The organism is Kribbella sp. VKM Ac-2568 (assembly GCF_004345365.1).
Classification (GTDB): domain Bacteria; phylum Actinomycetota; class Actinomycetes; order Propionibacteriales; family Kribbellaceae; genus Kribbella; species Kribbella orskensis.
Genome location: NZ_SLVF01000023.1, coordinates 1 through 16,660 on the forward strand (window position 1 = coordinate 1; position 16,660 = coordinate 16,660).

Here is a 16,660-nt window from a genome sequence, read left to right on the forward strand (position 1 = left end):
ACATGAGATTCGGATCATCGAACACAGCCGACGTCGCCCGTGGCGTGTGAGACAGTTGCATCTACGAGATGCCCTTCGTTCTGGTGCGAATTGGACCCTAGAGAAGTCAAATTCTTCCAGTACGTAAGGGCATTCTCGCGTTCCGACCCGCTCCCTCAAACGCCCTCATCGGTGGATCGAGGTTTAGTGGTGCGCTGGAACTCCTCGATCCGGATCGCAGTGCCAGCGACGTGCTGGACAAGATCTTCGGCGGAGCGGTGTTCGTGGGCGCCGGCGCTGCCTTCGTCATCGGCGGCCCGGTAGTCGGCCTGTCGGCCGCGGCATGGCTCACCCTGGTCGACCCGAAGAATGAAGCAACCAAGCTGCTGGCCCCGTTGGTGAACAAGGTGTACGGCCGCCTCAAGGGCACCAACGACAGGACTCAAGTCGAACTCATCGCCGCCGCCCATACCATTACTGTCCTGTCCTCGTTCTTCGACGCCTTGAAGGACGTACTCGGCAATGTGCACTCCGAGCTGGCTCTCACCGACAAAGAGAGAGCCAAGCTCTCGAGTTGGGACGCGCAGGGCGACGACCCGTTTGCGGTCGAGATACCGCTGCCGTCTCCGCAGCTCGGATTGGAGGAGAATCTCGAACGAAACCTGATGCCGTACTTCAAGCTCCTTGCCCAGCGGTGCGTCACCTTCTTTAGCGGCCTCGACGCATGGGACCGGACTCGTCTGAAGGACGATGATCGTCTGACAGAACGCATCGCTGATCGCGCGGCGATAACTTACCGCAGCCGAATGCTGGAGCTAGGTCCGTTCGGGGCCGTTCGCGCTCTGGGTGACGTTGAACGAATTCGCGGCCACCAGAAGCCTGATCCGAGCCGAAGCCCACAATCGAGCGTCGGCCATGGGCGAACTCCAGAAGTTGCTCGCGGTAGCCATCTCCGGCCAACCGGCACCCGGAAACAGCTACCGAGACCAGTTGGCACTCGCGGCACAGGAAGTCCTCGACGAACCCTTGCTGCGGTCCGGCTCCCGCGCGGTCGCCTCGCCGACTGTGCGCAACGGCTTCGTCGAACCCGCATTCCGGTATGCCATCGCGGATCACTATTCTCGGCCGGCCGACGAGGACTGGTGGGAGGAACAACCTCAGTACGAGTCGCTGGTCGACTACCTCGCCGGCCACTTGGCCGACCAATTCAGCACCGAGCGGCCGCTGCTACTTCTCGGACATCCCGGCGCGGGCAAGTCGCTGCTTACGGAAGTGCTCGCAGCCCAACTTCCAACCGATTCGTTCGCCGTTGTACGAATTCCACTCCGCTCGGTCAACACCGATGATGAGTTAGCGATTCAAATCACGAAGGAACTCCAGCGCACGCTCCAAAAACCAGCTGCCGACCTTGAGGAACTGCGCCAAGAATGTGGTTCGTGCGCCGACTGCATCCAGGGCGGCAACTCCCTGGCTTGCCCGCACCGCTGCCGTCTGGTCGTGCTCCTCGACGGCTTCGACGAGCTGGTTCAGGCGACCGGCGTCACACAGTCGGGCTACCTCACCAAGATTCAGTCATTCCAGAAGCGCGCTTCAACTCTGGGCGCGCCGACGGCCGTCATCGTGACGTCCCGGACTGTCGTCGCGGATCGCGCCGAGATCCCGGCCGGTACGGCGATAGTCAAACTTTCCGAGTTCGACGACGCGCGGATCGAGCGCTGGCTGTCCGTCTGGAACGACGCACACAGCCATATCTCCGACTTCAAACCACTCGCCATCGAGGGTCTGACAAGTCAGGAGAACGCCGCCGAACTGGCCCGCCATCCGCTCCTTCTGCTGATGCTCGCCGTCTACCTCGCGGAGCTCGGCGAGAGTCGCCTCGGCGGCGCCAATCTGACCCAGAGCACCCTGTATCAGCGCATCCTCGATCGCTTCATAGATCGGCAAGTGAAGGAGAAGGCAGCGCCGGTCGCCGAACCAGCCGAGCAGAAGAGGCTGGAGGCCGAGCAGCGCAGACAGTTGCAGTTCGCAGCGATCGGAATGTTCAACCGCGGCCGTCAGCACATCACCGACGACGAGCTCGACGCGGACCTCAATGCCTTCGAACCCCGCCGCCAACAGGCAGTCGCGATCCAGGCGATCAGCCCGGCCCATCGAGTCCTGGGCGACTTCATGTTCGTTCACAACGCCCGGGCCGACCGCGATCGACGCGCCGCCTACGAGTTTCTCCACGCGACGTTCGGCGAGTACCTCGTCAGCGAACTCGTCATGCATCTCCTCACCCGCCTCATGCGCCACCGAGAACTCGAAGCCGCCGACCCCGGGCTACATCCCGGCCACCTCGACGACAGCGTGCTGAGACGGGTGCTGAGCCATCAACCTTTGAGCACCCGCCAGCCGACGCTCGACTTTGCTCGCGAAGCTGCAGACAGGCTCACCCCGGACAACCGTCGATCGTTGCTCGCTACTATCACCGAGGTTCTACAGGCTAATTTTGGCCGACCCGACGTGAGCGATGAGCTCTACAACCCGCTCCCCTATAGCCCAGTCCGCCGTCGCGCCTGCTACATGGCAAACCTCACGCTGCTTCGAGTACAACTGGACGGCGCCCCGGTTCCAATCAACGAACTGATCGGCACGACCTCACGCAATAGCTGGGAACGCTTCGTCCGTCTGTGGCGGGCTGGCCTGGATCCGCAAGCCTGGACCAGTGTCATTAACGCTTTGGGACCGGACGACGAAGGCCTTCGACTGACGCGTAATCGAAATCCGTGGCACCCGGACGTCAACGAAGCTGACCTCATAGGTGATCGCTACTCGGCGGCGAAACTGCTCGCGGGCGGACATGCATCAGGCGCCTCAGCTGATCCTTGGACTTACTCCGACCTGAAGGCGCTCGAGCAACTCGCCTTGATTCAAGCCACCTATTCAGGCACCCCATATCTTCGTGGCTTGTTGCCATACGACATAAATATGTTTGAAGAACTGTTGGGGTCACCGGAGCCCTTGCGCGGCGGTGTCAGGCGAACAATTCTGACTCTGCTGGCAAGAATCTCGGAGGGGTTGCCCGAGCCCTACGTAGCGCGATTGCTTGCGAGAGCCCTTCCTCCTCCCGCCGGCTACAGTCTTGGGCCCGAGCTAGCAGCAATTGCAGTTGCCAAGCCCTCGATGCTTGACGAGTTCCCCACCCTTGGCGGCCTGATCTCGAACGTAGAGAATGGCAACGCCGCCATGGTGGTGGCTCTGCTGTGGTCCGCCGACCGGTATGTCGCTGAACCCGCGCGCGGAGAGCTTCTAAAACTGCGAAACGACATTGACCGTCGTCTAGCGAACGAGATGCCCTTTGAGTTCAATCCCGGCTACTTCGCCCCCGAGTACGTGACATACCTGAGAGTCGAACGGCCACAACACTGGATCCGCCAGCCGCTCACTCACCTGCTCTTCAGAGACCTTGAGCCCAACTCGCTCACGAGTATCACTCCCGTCGATGCTCTCTACGTGGCCGAGACCTGGCCATCGGAAGAGTTTCCCCAGGCATACCTCGCCGCTCGCGACACGAAACCGGAACCCGGTACCGATCTCTTGAAGATACTCAGAACCCTCGCTTCCGCCGGCTAACCCGACTGAGCGCGCACTCATCTCCCGCGCGGCGCTCGCGGGGCCGAAGATCATCGGCGGCCGGTCGCGTGACCGGATCCTGCTCACCCCGCATTGGCCACACCAGGCTTGCCCCTGCCAACTACGCCGACGCCGGGCGGACGTCATCCAGCGATGTGACAGCTTTTCGGATAAGGAAGCCCGACCGGCTCAGATGCCCAGCGACCCGCGCTCGAGCTCTTCCCCCGGCCGCCTCGCCGGTCAGGGTGCCGATCTGCCCGCGGTACTTGCGCGCGGCGGTGAGGATCTTGTCCGCGTGCGCTGCGTCGGCCAGGAACGTCCGCACGGTGGGCGGGCGTCGGTGACCCCGGACAGGTAGCCCACACCCCAGTACTCGTCCCCGATCGGCAGCGCGCTGGCGTCGAAGCCGTCGGCGTGGCGTCGCCACCGAGCATGGCTTCGGTGACCGCCAGAGCGGACTACGCCTCGATGGAGAAGACGTCATCAGGCGGCTTCCCGTGCTCGATGACGTCCCTCACCGCAGACAACTTGAACACCCGGCCAAGGTCACTGTGCTGATCAGTGCGACCGGAGTAGATACCAAGAAGCGTTAGAGGGGGGTTCTGTCCGTCGTTGAGCTTCCATCCCCCTCGTACGGGAATCATGCCGTGACTGGAGTACCAGAAGACAGGCGCCCCAGACTGTCCAGTTCGCGTCCGGCTGTCGACCAAGAACATCGGCAGCCCGTCGTGGTCGAAGTCGAGTTCGGTGGCGATGGTTCCCCGAGTCCACACCGGAAACCCTTCCCCGCTTGTGATGTTGAATGGGTATCCGACGATGCTCACCTCATCTGGAACAGCCAGTTCGGCAAGCCCGGGCGCATCGAGGTTGACGGCATAGATGGTGGCGACCGTATCCAGCTCCAACAGCGGTACCGCTACTACGTCAACCGCGAGTCCGCGTGGGTGCTGCAGCCAGATCGGCTGGCCGTCCTTGAACAGCGGCACTACACGCTCGGTCCACTGTCCGAGCTGGTCCATCCAGGTGTGGCGGATCGTCACGGTGTCCGGCCACGCCCCCGTCCTCTGAGAGATGAGCTCGCCAGTAACGGCGTCGCGGCCGGTGATGTTGTGACCAGCGGTGACAAGCCAGAACTTGCCCGCGTGTCCAACGATGACCCCTGTCCCGTTCGCCAGCGGTGCACCGTTGACGCTCATCGAGAGGTACAGGGACATCGCGGACGGCTCATGAACTGTGGGCATGGCAGGGAGTGTAAGCGTAGCCGTCTGAACGCTTCAGTCACAGAGAACCGCCGGCGGACACGTCAGGTTGCCTTACCGACCTCCCGAGGATCGCTGGCCCCCTGGTCAGGTCGCAGGATATCGAGCAGTCGTCCGCCGATGTCTCCGGAGGCACCCTCTACCTCTTCTACAAATCCGTCGAACGTTCGGCTGCGCGACCCATGGTCCGCCTGCTGGCCGAGTTTGTACCCCAGGCGTCTGCGTGCTCGTGTGAGCTCGACAGCCATTGCGTGCATCTCGGCACTGTGACGCCGGTCCTGAAAGACTTGCTGCAACCCCTGAGCAATGGCTGCGGCAGCGCCCAGAGCGGCGGCGACCCAGCCTGACAGTTGAGCTGCGATTGCGACAGGAACAGTCGTCGCGAAGACCAAGGTGAGCACCTCGAGAATGCGCGCTCTGCGCAGCTTGCGGGCCGCAAGTCCGCTGTAGGTGATGATGATTCGGTCGACCGCGGCCAAGTAGCGCCGCTGGTGCGGTCGCAGGGCCGGGATTTGATCAGACCTCCTCCTGGCAGCCGGCGAGGACTTCGGCAGGGGGCCACCAGCAAGCCGGAGCCTTTCTGCCCCACCTACATCACCCGCTACCTCTTCTTCTTCCTCCTCTTCTTCTTCTTCCTCCTCCTCCTCCTCCTCCTCCTCCTCCTCTTCTTCCTCCTCTTCCTCCTCTGTAAGAAGAGTTGCGCGCCAGAGGAGGAGCGCGAAAGTTGCCGCGAACACAACGCCCAAAGTGTGTCTAGCCTGCCTCTGCCAGCCGGTCATAGTTCCCCTCCAACGTGAGCGTGCCCTCAGTATGGAGGTGGGCTACCCGTGGACTCTAGGTCGACGCGGACGTGAACCGAGACACTCCGGCGAGACGAACTTATCCCTAGAATCTTTGAGCACCGCTTTACAAGTTCGACGCGCCACCCAGACTGAGCTGTCTCTGGAGCCACAGGCTGACCGAACGGCTGTCATGGCTGGCACCTTTGGCATGTTCCGACTGGTATTCATCGACACGACCATTGTCAGACTTGTTGCCCTGGGCTACACGGGCGTATACCTGGAAAGAGCTTGCCTGATCCGCCGCCAACGCCGCGTCCGCGGGAAGCCTTGCTACGCCCTTGCAAGCTCCGCCGCGTCTGACACGTGCTCTTTGGCAGGGATCGTTGGGGTCAGATTGGGGGCTCTTCACGATCGAGGGTGTAGTTGTGGTCTGAAGCCGCCGGTTTCGAGTAGTGATCTGGCGATGGTATGTCGTCCGCGTGATTATGTTGGCCGGCTCCGGGAACTGCTGGTCGCGTAGGGCTGCGGCGCTGAGCCGGTCAACATAATCGTGGTGGTGTTACCGGTTCGCGAGGAACGCGATGAGAGCATCCGAGGCTTGGTAGCGGGCCGGTGGCCGCTCGTCGAGTGCGGGGACTCGTTCAAGGGTTCGGCGTTTGAGTTCCAGATCGGCGTGGAGATAGACCTGCGTGGTCTGGATCGTGGAGTGCTCGAGCCAGAGCGCGATGCTCGCTGTGTCGATCCCGGCGTGCAGGAGCGTCATCGCGCAGGTGTGCCGCAGCGTGTGCGGGGTGATGTTCTTCCCGGACAGGCTCGGACAACGTTCCGCCGCAGTCGCGATGTGCCGGGCGACGAGCTTGCCGACCGCCGCCCTGGTCAGCGCGGTGCCGGTGGTGGTCGGAAACAGCGGTCCATCCGGTGTTAGCGGGAGTTCGCTGATCCAGGCGGTCAGGAGCCCCGCGGTGTTCTTCTGCAGCGGGATGACGCGCTGCTTGCGTCCTTTGCCGACGCATTCGAGTTGGCTATGCGGGCCGATTTGGATGCTGTCGGCGCGGAGGCTGGTCAGCTCGCTGACCCGGAGTCCGGTCTGGATGCCCAGGTGCAGCAGCAGTCGGTCGCGGCGTCCGATCCAGGTGCTGGTGTTGGGGGCTGCGATGAGTGCTTCGGCTTCGGGCCGGGTGAGGAACGACACGAGCGTCTTCTTCGTGCGTTTCGCGGGGATCGCGAGGACCTGGCTGATCGTGGCGATCGCATCAGGGGCGCGGTAGCTGGCGTAGGTGAAGAATGAACGCAGCGCCGCTCGCCGGGCGTTCCTCGTGGCGGCGGAGTTCCCGCGCTCGGTTTCGAGGTGCTGAAGGAACCCGCCGATCAGGTCGGCATCCAGATCGGCCAGGGTCAGTGCCGACGGCGCGATGCCGGTGGCCCGTTGGGCGTAGAGCATCAGCCGGAACGTGTCGGCGTAGGCGGCCTTCGTATGGGCGCTGGCGTTCAGATGCCGGTCGAGCTTGTCGGTGAAGAACCGTTGCAGCAGAGGCGCGAGGTCACTCATCATCAACCCCGCTCGTGTGCAGTCGGGCGGCGAGGGCTGCCGCCAGTTCGGGGGTGTTCGACAGATACCAGTAGGTCGAGTCCGGTCCGACGTGCCCGAGCCAGGCCGACAGCACCGGCACCATCTCGTCGACGTCACCGCCAGCACGGATGTGCCTGATCAGGGTGTTCGTCGCGAACGAGTGCCGGAAGTCATGCAGCCGAGCGGCAGGCTCAACTGTGCTGCCGGCCAGGTCGGCCATCGTGCGGACTTCGCGGAACGTGTTCCCCGCGGTCGAGCGGGCGATCCGGGTGCCGCGACGCGCGACGAACACCGCCGTCGACTTCGGGATGGGGAACGTCTTGTCGCGCAGCCGCTGATACTTTCCGATCGCGGTCATCGTCGTTGCGTGCAGCGGCACCAGCCGGGACTCGCCGAACTTCGTGTCCCTGACTCGCACCCATCCGCTGCCGTCACCGGACTCATCGAGCGTGACGTCGTCGTCGTTCAGGGTGCGAGCCTCGCTGATCCGCAGTCCCGTCACCGTCAGCAGCCCGAGCAGCGTCTGCCACGTCGCCGCTCGAACCTTCGGCGTCAGACGACCCGCCGCGGCCAGTAGAGCGTCGATCTGCTCAGGAGTGAAGATCAGCGGACGAGAGCGGTGACTGCCGTAAGGGTTCCCATCGACGAGCGGGATCTCGGTCCCGGGATCGAACCAGGCGACATGCTCGGCGAACTGCCGGATGTGGTTCAACCGCTCCGGCACTGTCCGACGGGTGAACTGCGAGACCCACACTGTGGCCAGATCGCGGCGGATCGTGGGCTCACCGTGCTCGTCCATCCAGGTAACGAACGCGTCGAGTGTCCTGCCTGGCGCTGTGAGCTTGAAGCCAAGCGCGCGGCGCGTCGCCAGGTAGCTTTCCATCCGTTCACCCAGCCGGCTCATCATGCCCACCTGCCCGAAGCCGCGGCAGGCCACTCGGGAACGAGTCGGGTCAACCGGGTCTTGTCGACCTTGGTGTAGATCGCGGTCGTGCGCAGATGCGCGTGCCGCAGCAGCCCCTGAACCTCCTCCAGGGTGGCGCCGGAGGCGAGCATGCCCGTCGCGAACGTCTGCCGCAGCCGGTGCGGCCCGAACTTCGTCACACCGGCATGGATGCAGATCTGCCGGACGGTCCCGCAGACCCCGTTCGCCGACAACGGCTGAACCGGGTCGATGACCGTCCAGAACACTTCCTCGCCCTCGACCCTGCCGCCACGGCCGTGGAGCACGTAGTCCTCCAGCGCCTGCCCGACTTCATCGGGGAGTGGGAGCTCGTCGAGCCGGTCGCCCTTGCCTCGGATGCGCAAGCTGCCTGTGCGCCAGCCGATGTCATCGAGACGCACTGCCGCGATCTCGCATGCCCGCAACCCCAGTCCGGTCAGCAACAACAGGATCGCCCGGTCCCGCAGCCCCTTCGGGGAACGCAGGTCGAGGCTGTCGAACAGCGCCTCGAGCGTGCCCGCAGGCACCGGCTCTGGGATCGAGGACAGTCGCCACGCTGCCGCGTGCGGAACCACCCCGGACAGGTCCTGCCCGGTCCGGCCTGACCGATGACAGAACTGCAGGAACGAACGCAGCATCACCAGCTGCTTTCCCAACGTCGAGGCTTTCAGCCCTCGCTCGGCTTCCAGGTTCACCCACTCGATCACGGTCGCGGCAGTCAAGTCGCGCAGCGACTCCTCGACCGGCGCACGCAGCCACGCGACTAATCCCGCAACACGAGCCGTATACGCACCAGCGGTGCGCTCCTGCGCGGACCGCTCTCGCAGCAGCCATGTCTCGAACTCGTCCAGCACACCCCGCACGTCGGCGCAGCGTCGTTCACGATGGATCGGCATCTTGGTCTCCTCGACCTATGCCAGGCGATCCCAGCGACCGCCCGGTCAGATCAAGCGAACCCCCGACCCACCGCCGATTGTTATGTTGACCGGCTCAGCGCCGCAGCCCTACGCGACCAGCAGTTCCCGGAGCCTGGCCAACATAATCACGCGGACGACATACCATCGCTTATGCGGAAATCGACATAAGCGATGTAGTTGGTGAGGTTGCGGAAGCCGAGTGCTGAGCCGCCGAGGTGTTCAAGTCGGCCGTTGATGGCTTCGGTGGGTCCGTTGCTGGTGCCGGGTCGGTCGAAGTAGGCGAGTACGTCGGCGGCGCGCTTGTTCAGTGTCCGGCCGAGCGTGATGAGTTCGACGAGTGCGGTGGGCACGCCGTGGCTGACCGAGTCGATGAGCTGCTTCATCAGCGCCCGGCCACGGCTGCGGCCGGGTTCGCGGTAGGCGGCGATCATGCGCTGGTAGATCCCCCAGCTCGCTTCGACCTCGACGTGTTCATCGGCCGCGAACAGGTCGGCCAGCCGACGACCTCCTGCTGTGGGCCGACTGGGCACGCCGCGACCTCGGCCGGGAACGCTTCGGCCTCGACCTGCACCGTGGCGAGGTGACGATGTGGCTCACCCGCCAGCAAGACGCCAGTGCCGCCGACTCCTCCATCGCTCGCCGACTGTCGACGCTGTCCAGCCTCTACCGGTACGCCGCCAGCTGGGGTTTGCCGATCGTCAGCCCGATCTCCATCGACGACCACCGGCCCCAGGTCGAGCGTGGCCGCCGGGCCACCTCGGCGCGCGTCCTCGACGCCGACCAAGTCGCGGCGCTGCTCGCCTCCACCGCCGATGTCCGCGACGCCCTGGTGATCGGGCTGCTGTTCACCGACGCGCTGCGCGTGTCCGGCCTGTGCGCGGCCAGCGACACCGACCGCCGCGACGAGGGACGACGGACCTGGCTGGCAATCACCCTCAAGGGTGGGAAGACGAAGCTCGTGCCGCTGGAGACCACGGTCGCCGAGCTACTCGACCTCTACATCGCGACCCGACCGACCTGGATCGGCGCGGGCCCGGCGCCGCTCATCGTCGACCCGGCGGGTAAGCGGCTCGACCGCCACGACGTCACCAGGATGCTGCGCCGCCTCGCCAGGGCCGCCGGCATCCCCCGACCAGAGAAGGTCACCCCCCACTCCCTGCGCGCAACCGCCATCACCGACCAGAAGCGCCGCGGCCCCGGGGCCGAAGACCTCCAGGAACTATCCGCCCACGCCGACGTCCGCACCGTCATGATCTACATCGACGACGCCGGCCGAAACGAACGCATCGCCGCCATCACCGACGACCTCGGCCGCGTCATGGCATCAGTCCCTCATCACCTACGTCAAGCGTTGTGAACTCGGCGGACCTCGCCAGGGCTCGGCTGCGTGCGGGCCGATGCGATGAGCGCCTCGTGGGAGGTGTCGCTGAGAATACTTGTCACCTATCCGCAAACGAGCCGGCTGACCCGACAGCCCCGAGAGGATCGCCGTCGTGACCGACTAGCGCGGCCTGGACGCAACGCAACCCGCGCACTCGGCGGCCGAATGCGGATACTCGGACACGCGCCTGAGATGGCACAGCGGTGGGCGTCTATGCCCCTGTGTCGGTGGTGGCGTCCAGGCGCTGCAAAGGGAGCCAGTCGACCGGCACCTTGCGCATCACCAGTGCGGAGTCGAGTTGGGCTGTGCCGGGTGGGAAGGCGAGTCGATCCTCGAAGAAGGAAGAATGCGCGTGCCTAACGACGGCGGGCTCGACCTTCCACGCTGAGGTCTGCAGCTGCAATCCGTCGTACTGCGAGTCCACTCTGGTGGCGGAGTAGCCAACGGAACCAGTCTCGAAGAAAGGCCGAGGCTTCATCGAGGCTGGCGAACAGCGCACTCCCGGCGAGCTGTTGAGTCAGGCGCACGGCGACGTCGACGTCCGTCGAGCCGTCCACGGCAGTGAAGGCGACACGAATGCTCTCATCGGTCTCCGACACCTGGAATCGCGCACGACGGTGCTCACCCGGATAAAACCGGCCACCCAGGGCGATGTTGGTCCAGGAGTCGCTATCCCGTCGGGGAATATAGACCCCTGTTCGGATGGCGCCGCTCGGGTCGTCCCATTCGACCGCGATGCGGTGGGCAGCGTTCTCGCTGCGAAGGCCCGCCCATCGGGGCGCTCCAGCCACCCGCATCGCGCCGAGCCGGATCAGGCAGATACCGGCGACTGCGGAGCCCTCGACAAGCTGGGGACGAAACGGTGCAGGCACAGCCAACGCCAGGACGTCGGGGTCCACCCGGTAGTTGACCAGCAGCCGACGCTCGATCTCGCCGCGCGCCCGTGGTTGCCACACTGGCGGCCCCTCTCCTCACCGACAATCATGTCACCTCGCGCTCTTGCGATCCGTAGGATGCCGTTGGCCCGGTCATTCTGCTGCCTTGTCACGCTGATGACGGTCCAGGTATTTGACCGCCAACCAGGCTTGCACGGCGGCGATCGCGGCGTACCAGGCGATGGGAAACAGCCCGAGCCACGAGGGTCCATCCACTGGCAGCACCCCAAGCGTGATCACGTAGTAGGGCACGTAGAGGAGCAGGCTGAGTGGAGCATCAAGGAGCATCATGCCTGCATATGCCACGAAGCTCGGATGCTCGGGCACCGCGACCAAGACGGCAAGCACGGTGACTATTAGCACGTACGCGACGGCGATCACTCGCCGACGCCTGTGCAGTGGAAACATACCTGTCATGTCTCCCGGTTCCGTCCCTTCTGACTCACGCTCAGCACAGCAGGTAACTCCCACCTTTGGCGCAGGCGAGATACCAAAGGTTTGAGTGCAAACCGGTTCCACGTCTGCCTAGCAATTGCGACGTAGATCGGCTTCGGGACCCAGGCGCCTGCGGAATACCAGGGGACCCATCCGTGGATGGTCAGGTAGAGCCATCCGTAGGACTTGTAGAAGTGGAACTCGATGTAACCGGGATAGTCCGGGTGGCCGTGCAGCGTCTTGAACCTCCACCCCGCCGAGTTGGTGCCCTGCCACAGCCGTGACACCCAGAGGGGGAACCAGATCCGCGCGGGCCCCACTCGCAGGTCCATTCCCTGGTTGTACCGCAGGGCGCGCGCCCCGGGGATCGGGAAGTAGCAGGTGAAGCAGCGGAGGAGATACCCGAAGAAGTTGGCCACCGAGTAGCGGAAGAGGCCTAGCGAGTAGGTGATGGTGTACGTGAAGAGGCCACTGATGTCGGAGCAGTTCACCGGGTCGGCGTTGCAGTAACCCTGACCCGTGGTGCTGCCTCCCGGCACGGGGGTCTTGGCTCGTGAACAGCCCCTCCGTCAACGCCAGCTCGGCAGCCGTGCCAGCATCTATCAAGGCTCGACGAGTCGAACCCGCCACCACCATCTGCTCAGCACTTCGCAGTAATCGCCACATCAGTGGAGGGCTATCTCCGGAGGCGGCCTTGGCGAGTATGGCTCGCCACTCTGCAAGTTTCAGTCCACCGCTCGAGCGTCCTCACGCCGGCGCAGGGTTGTAGATGAAGTCGACACCGGCGTTCTTGTTCGGCGAGGCAGTCCAAGGCTGAAGACTCCGGCCGGGACGATGAACGCCATCGACACTGCCGAACTCCAGTAGATGCAGCTGATGGTCCACGACCGCGACCCATTCGCGAACGCGCAGCCACCACTCGTCCACCGCCGGGTACAGCGAGACCGCGTCAGCGGAGTCCTGGCACGAGTCATCCGGCTCGGCTATGCGGACGCCGAACCTTGCTACCCAGGCGGCCCCTTCGCCTTCACAACCGGCATCGTCGGTCCATCGATGGACCCGTCCCCAGACCTCGCCAGGGTCTTCCGGATCCCAGGTCGTCCAGTCGTAATCGCTTCGCACATGTTCAAATGCCGGAGCACGCAAGGTCGGCCGCCCCTCAACGCCGTCCCGGCGGCACTGAGGCAGCGCGATCAAAACATCAACGTCGCCGATCCGCGTGGGGGAAACAGCGCCCAGGCATGCCAGCTCAACATCGAACCCCTCACCAGGCTCGAAGATCCCCTCGACCGAGGCCATAGGTCTCAGTTTGCCGCGATGAACCGCGTGGGCTGATCCTCGCTAGCTCAGTTTCGGCTCGTGGTGCTTACCTCCCTGGCCCAAAGAGCGGCGAGACTTCGTGCTCGCCATCGCACCGACCATCGTGCAGATCGTGCACGCGATCGCCTCGCCGCCAGCAAAGACGGGGTGATCGCTCGGGTAGGTGTTGAGAATCGATCGTTCTCAACACCTCGTTCAGACTCCACCCAGACGGTGGCTAAGGAGGCGGGCTACCGTGCGTCTTCGATCAGTTCGACCGCCTCGTGCATCCCGTACTTGTCTTGGAGGGTCGCGAGGAAGTCGTCCACCGAGATCGGCGGCTTCTGGCGGCGCTGGGTCAGCTTAACCACCGCCTTCAGCGCTCGCTGGGGCGAGACGGCCACGGTGTTGGCGGCGAACTCGCTAGGCACCAAGATCTCGATACCATGCGGGACCTTGTCCTCGCGGATACGGGACGGGCCACGGGCCGGCGACCGTCCGTACCGGCCTCAGCGCTCGCCATGCCCGGCTGACGATCAACGCCGCCCGGTTGTGGTGCGAGTTCGTGCTCGACACCCTGGCGGACGAGCAGGCGCCCTGGAGGAAGAAGGCCGCATCAGCCTGACTCCTGCGGGCTGCGGCCACCCAGCCCGGGGTGTCGGGCGCGTTCCGTCCGCCCCTATCCGTCGCCTGGCGAGCGTGGCAGCGTGGCGGCATGGAGTTCATCGAGCCGAACGACACGTGGCACTCTCGCGATCTGCCAGTGCTTCGCGCAACAGTGCAGCTTTGCGAAGTCGACGTGGATAGGCAGGGTGCGCGCCTCGGCGAAATCGCCGCGGCAGCACAGCTATCCGAGGACGACACGCTGCTCGCCCTGCGACTGCTGGAATCAGACGGTCTGATCCAGGTGTCGTGGATGAATCCTGCACGGGCCGCACGGGTTCTAGGCGTGACCGGAGAGGCCATGAGGCGAGTCGGTAGGTGGCCAACGCCAGAGGCTGCGTACGACCGGCTGATCAAGGCCCTGGAGGCCATCGCGGAATCTGAAGAGCAACCCCCCGAAGAACGATCCCGAGCGCGCAAGGTCCTGGCTGCAGTCGGAGGAGCTAGCCGCGAGTTTGGGATCCAACTCGGAGCCGCGGTTCTCGGCGCCCAAATTGGAGGCTGACTCTCTGGCACGATCTCGATGCGGTCGGGGACGGCCCGCGCCTCCGACTAACTCGCCGTGCTGGTTACGTTAAGTCGGTCAGGCGCTCGACGCGGGATGACATCAGGTGGGTTACTGGCGCGGCCGGGCCTCACCCCGAAACAGTGAGTCGGCGAGCAGTGGCTGGTTTGTCGGGCCAATGGGCACATACTGACCCCGATACCCGGTCCCGATCCCGCGGGGCCCAACTCCCTAGTCAGGAGCACCGAGTGAGCAGAGGAGGCAGCGACTTGGCGGCCGTGACTGGCACGATCTGGTGAGTCTCCGGTGGCTGACGGAAGTCAGCCCCTGGTGGGCACTGGCCCCCACCGGACCCTACGCAGCACGAACCGTCCTGATCGCTCTCTGATCGCACTTCCCGGAGTCTGGTCTAAGGATCCGCGCCGCCGGCGCAATGCGCGCGAGCTAGTCAAGCTCCTTGTTCCAAACCGTCGTGGTCTACGCCGATGATCATCCACTCGGAGTATTCACCGCGAGGCCCTCCGGGGCATAGCGATCACAGGAGCCTGGAAGCGCGCACCCAGCGGGGATCCGCCCGCGCGGTGTGCGATCGGTCTGCCGCTGACTGCGAGGGGACATAGCGCCGGCTATCGGCACCGGGCTCGTCTCGAGCCAGCGATAACGGCAAATCTTGATCGGCGGCCGCCCGGGCATGTCCGCCAGCTTCGGGCGGTCGACACGCGGTTCCCTGCGATAAGGGCCGTTACCAGTTCGTCAGCGAGTTCCTCCATCTGCCCGACGCCGCCGGGTAGACACACCGTCGTGGCCCGGGCACGGTGTAATTCGGGGATGCGGCGTCACACGTGGCTGGCACTGCGGGAGGGGAACTGTGCCGACCTCACACGAGCGAGCGCGCGAACGAGCGAGGCGCCAGGGTGATCTGCGCCGCGGCCGCGACGCGGCACAGACGCCGATCATGAGACCTCTGGTCTTGTACGCATCCGTGGCTGTGGCTGCGGCGGTGGCTGGCGCGGTCGCGCTCTACTTCATCCTGGCCTGGCTGCTTCGCATCGACCCACATCCCCAAGCTGCGACGCCCGAACAACAAAAACTGCTCGCCGACATGGTGAAGATCGCCCTCGGGCTGGCAGCCGGCTTGGGAGCGGCCGTCGCTCTCATCGTCGGGTACCGGCGCGCGCGCGTTGAAGAGTCCGCCAGCCACCGCGACGACCAACGGCTGTTCAGCAGCCGGTACCAGGACGCCGCCGACCTCATCGGCCACGACAAGGCCGCCGTCCGGCTCGCCGGCATCTACGCGATGTCGCGACTCGCCGACGACTGGGACGAGCAGCGGCAACAGTGCATCGATGTGCTGTGCGCCTACTTGCGACTGCCCTACGACCCGACCGGCAGCGAACCCGGCGAGCGGGAGGTCCGCTTCACTGTCATCCGGCTCATCACGGCACACCTGCAAGCCGCGGCCACGCACCCGTGGCACGGGCATGACCTCGACTTCGCCGGGGCTGCCTTCGACGGAGGGGACTTCCGCGGCGCGGTGTTCTCCGGCGGCACGGTCAGCTTCGTCGGCGCCGAGTTCTCCGGCGGCACCGTCAGCTTCTTCAACGCGGTGTTCTCCGGCGGCACCGTTGACTTCTTCAACACGGTGTTCTCCGGCGGCACCGTTGTCTTCTCTGAGGCGGTGTTCTCCGGCGGCACCGTTGACTTCTTCAACACGGTGTTCTCCGGCGGCACCGTTGACTTCTCTGAGGCGGTGTTCTCCGACGGCACCATCGGCTTCGATTTCGCGGAGTTCTCCGACGGCTTAGTCAGCTTCGGCAGCGCGAAGTTTTCGCGCAGCCTCATCAACTTCGTCGGCGCAAAGTTCTCCGGAAGCGTTGTCACTTTAAACAGCGCCGAGTTCTCCGGCGGCATCGTCGGCTTCGCCCACGCGGTGTTCTCCGGCGGCGCTGTCGGCTTCGTCGACGCGGTGTTCTCCGGCGGCATCGTCGACTTCGACAGCGCCGAGTTCTCCGGCGGCGAAGTGGAGCTGACCTCAGCATCCCTACAGCCCGACGGCGTGGCGCCACAGGGCCTTCCCGAAGCCCCAACCCGGGGTCTGAAGCTACCGGGCTGGATGAAGCAGACCGCGCCGGGCGCTCCCCCACCACCCCCATGATCGCCGACGCCCGATATAGCGGTCGTCTCCCAAACCGTGCGGGCAGCCCGCGAAGCGAACCTTCTGGATCACCCACCGCACCGGCAGACGGCTCCCAGACCGAGCGCTCCGACTTTCGCAGCCCTGTTGTAACAGCAGTTATCACCGGGGGACTCGGCGGCGGCCGGCAGGTCCATCAGCCGCGTCGAGAAAGGGAGGTGGGCAGTTCCTGACGCTTCCGTC

At 64.8% G+C, this 16,660-nt stretch carries 16 protein-coding genes and 2 pseudogenes; 5 read left to right on the plus strand and 13 right to left on the minus strand.

Annotated features, from left to right (window positions below):
• Positions 1 to 155: 155 nt before the first annotated feature.
• Positions 156 to 509 carry a hypothetical protein gene (locus EV648_RS40865; RefSeq protein ID WP_132301615.1) on the minus strand — a complete coding sequence of 118 codons (354 nt, stop codon included), beginning with the start codon at positions 507 to 509 and terminating at the stop codon, positions 156 to 158.
• A 316-nt stretch (positions 510 to 825) separates the two neighbouring features.
• Between EV648_RS40865 and EV648_RS40870 the strand changes: the two genes are divergently transcribed.
• Positions 826 to 3,594 carry an NACHT domain-containing NTPase gene (locus tag EV648_RS40870; RefSeq protein WP_132301617.1) on the plus strand — a complete coding sequence of 923 codons (2,769 nt, stop codon included), beginning with the start codon at positions 826 to 828 and terminating at the stop codon, positions 3,592 to 3,594.
• A gap of 121 nt (positions 3,595 to 3,715) precedes the next feature.
• Here EV648_RS40870 and EV648_RS42940 read toward each other — a convergent pair whose 3' ends face one another.
• From EV648_RS42940 to EV648_RS40900, 7 genes and pseudogenes are all read right to left on the minus strand, one after another.
• Positions 3,716 to 3,919, minus strand: a complete 204-nt coding sequence (locus EV648_RS42940) for a hypothetical protein (protein WP_158294215.1) — start codon at positions 3,917 to 3,919, stop codon at positions 3,716 to 3,718.
• Positions 3,920 to 4,052: 133 nt separating this feature from the next.
• A complete protein-coding gene (locus tag EV648_RS40875) occupies positions 4,053 to 4,835 on the minus strand; it encodes a trypsin-like peptidase domain-containing protein (RefSeq protein WP_132301619.1) in 783 nt (260 codons plus the stop codon).
• Between the two features lie 62 nt (positions 4,836 to 4,897).
• On the minus strand, positions 4,898 to 5,632 hold the full coding sequence (locus EV648_RS40880) for a DUF4231 domain-containing protein (RefSeq protein WP_132301622.1): 735 nt from the start codon (positions 5,630 to 5,632) through the stop codon (positions 4,898 to 4,900).
• Positions 5,633 to 6,194: 562 nt separating this feature from the next.
• Positions 6,195 to 7,184, minus strand: coding sequence for a tyrosine-type recombinase/integrase (locus tag EV648_RS40885; protein ID WP_132301624.1), 990 nt, complete (start codon positions 7,182 to 7,184; stop codon positions 6,195 to 6,197).
• On the minus strand, positions 7,177 to 8,088 hold the full coding sequence (locus tag EV648_RS40890; protein WP_158294216.1) for a tyrosine-type recombinase/integrase: 912 nt from the start codon (positions 8,086 to 8,088) through the stop codon (positions 7,177 to 7,179). Before EV648_RS40890 ends, EV648_RS40885 begins: the two co-directional genes overlap by 8 nt.
• Before the next feature lie 20 nt (positions 8,089 to 8,108).
• Complete coding sequence (locus tag EV648_RS40895; protein ID WP_132301628.1) at positions 8,109 to 9,044, minus strand: tyrosine-type recombinase/integrase; 936 nt, start codon at positions 9,042 to 9,044, stop codon at positions 8,109 to 8,111.
• Between the two features lie 146 nt (positions 9,045 to 9,190).
• Positions 9,191 to 9,565: pseudogene (locus EV648_RS40900) on the minus strand (transposase); the annotation flags it as partial.
• A gap of 86 nt (positions 9,566 to 9,651) precedes the next feature.
• Here EV648_RS40900 and EV648_RS40905 point away from each other — a divergent pair.
• Positions 9,652 to 10,422, plus strand: a complete 771-nt coding sequence (locus tag EV648_RS40905) for a tyrosine-type recombinase/integrase (RefSeq protein WP_241996105.1) — start codon at positions 9,652 to 9,654, stop codon at positions 10,420 to 10,422.
• A 380-nt stretch (positions 10,423 to 10,802) separates the two neighbouring features.
• Here EV648_RS40905 and EV648_RS40910 read toward each other — a convergent pair whose 3' ends face one another.
• From EV648_RS40910 to EV648_RS40930, 5 genes are all read right to left on the minus strand, one after another.
• Positions 10,803 to 11,402 carry a DUF2071 domain-containing protein gene (locus EV648_RS40910; RefSeq protein ID WP_199235129.1) on the minus strand — a complete coding sequence of 200 codons (600 nt, stop codon included), beginning with the start codon at positions 11,400 to 11,402 and terminating at the stop codon, positions 10,803 to 10,805.
• Between the two features lie 72 nt (positions 11,403 to 11,474).
• Positions 11,475 to 11,762: a hypothetical protein gene (locus tag EV648_RS40915; protein WP_132301632.1), complete on the minus strand. Its 288-nt coding sequence runs from the start codon at positions 11,760 to 11,762 to the stop codon at positions 11,475 to 11,477.
• Positions 11,763 to 11,794: 32 nt separating this feature from the next.
• Positions 11,795 to 12,355 carry a hypothetical protein gene (locus EV648_RS40920; protein WP_132301634.1) on the minus strand — a complete coding sequence of 187 codons (561 nt, stop codon included), beginning with the start codon at positions 12,353 to 12,355 and terminating at the stop codon, positions 11,795 to 11,797.
• Positions 12,356 to 12,563: 208 nt separating this feature from the next.
• On the minus strand, positions 12,564 to 13,115 hold the full coding sequence (locus EV648_RS40925) for a hypothetical protein (RefSeq protein WP_132301636.1): 552 nt from the start codon (positions 13,113 to 13,115) through the stop codon (positions 12,564 to 12,566).
• A gap of 251 nt (positions 13,116 to 13,366) precedes the next feature.
• Positions 13,367 to 13,546 carry a hypothetical protein gene (locus EV648_RS40930; protein ID WP_132301638.1) on the minus strand — a complete coding sequence of 60 codons (180 nt, stop codon included), beginning with the start codon at positions 13,544 to 13,546 and terminating at the stop codon, positions 13,367 to 13,369.
• Positions 13,547 to 13,596: 50 nt separating this feature from the next.
• Here EV648_RS40930 and EV648_RS45495 point away from each other — a divergent pair.
• From EV648_RS45495 to EV648_RS40945, 3 genes and pseudogenes are all read left to right on the plus strand, one after another.
• Positions 13,597 to 13,740: pseudogene (locus EV648_RS45495) on the plus strand (abortive infection family protein); the annotation flags it as partial.
• A gap of 90 nt (positions 13,741 to 13,830) precedes the next feature.
• Positions 13,831 to 14,283: a hypothetical protein gene (locus tag EV648_RS40940; protein WP_132301640.1), complete on the plus strand. Its 453-nt coding sequence runs from the start codon at positions 13,831 to 13,833 to the stop codon at positions 14,281 to 14,283.
• Positions 14,284 to 15,271: 988 nt separating this feature from the next.
• Positions 15,272 to 16,438, plus strand: coding sequence for a pentapeptide repeat-containing protein (locus EV648_RS40945; protein ID WP_132301642.1), 1,167 nt, complete (start codon positions 15,272 to 15,274; stop codon positions 16,436 to 16,438).
• Positions 16,439 to 16,660 lie beyond the last annotated feature (222 nt).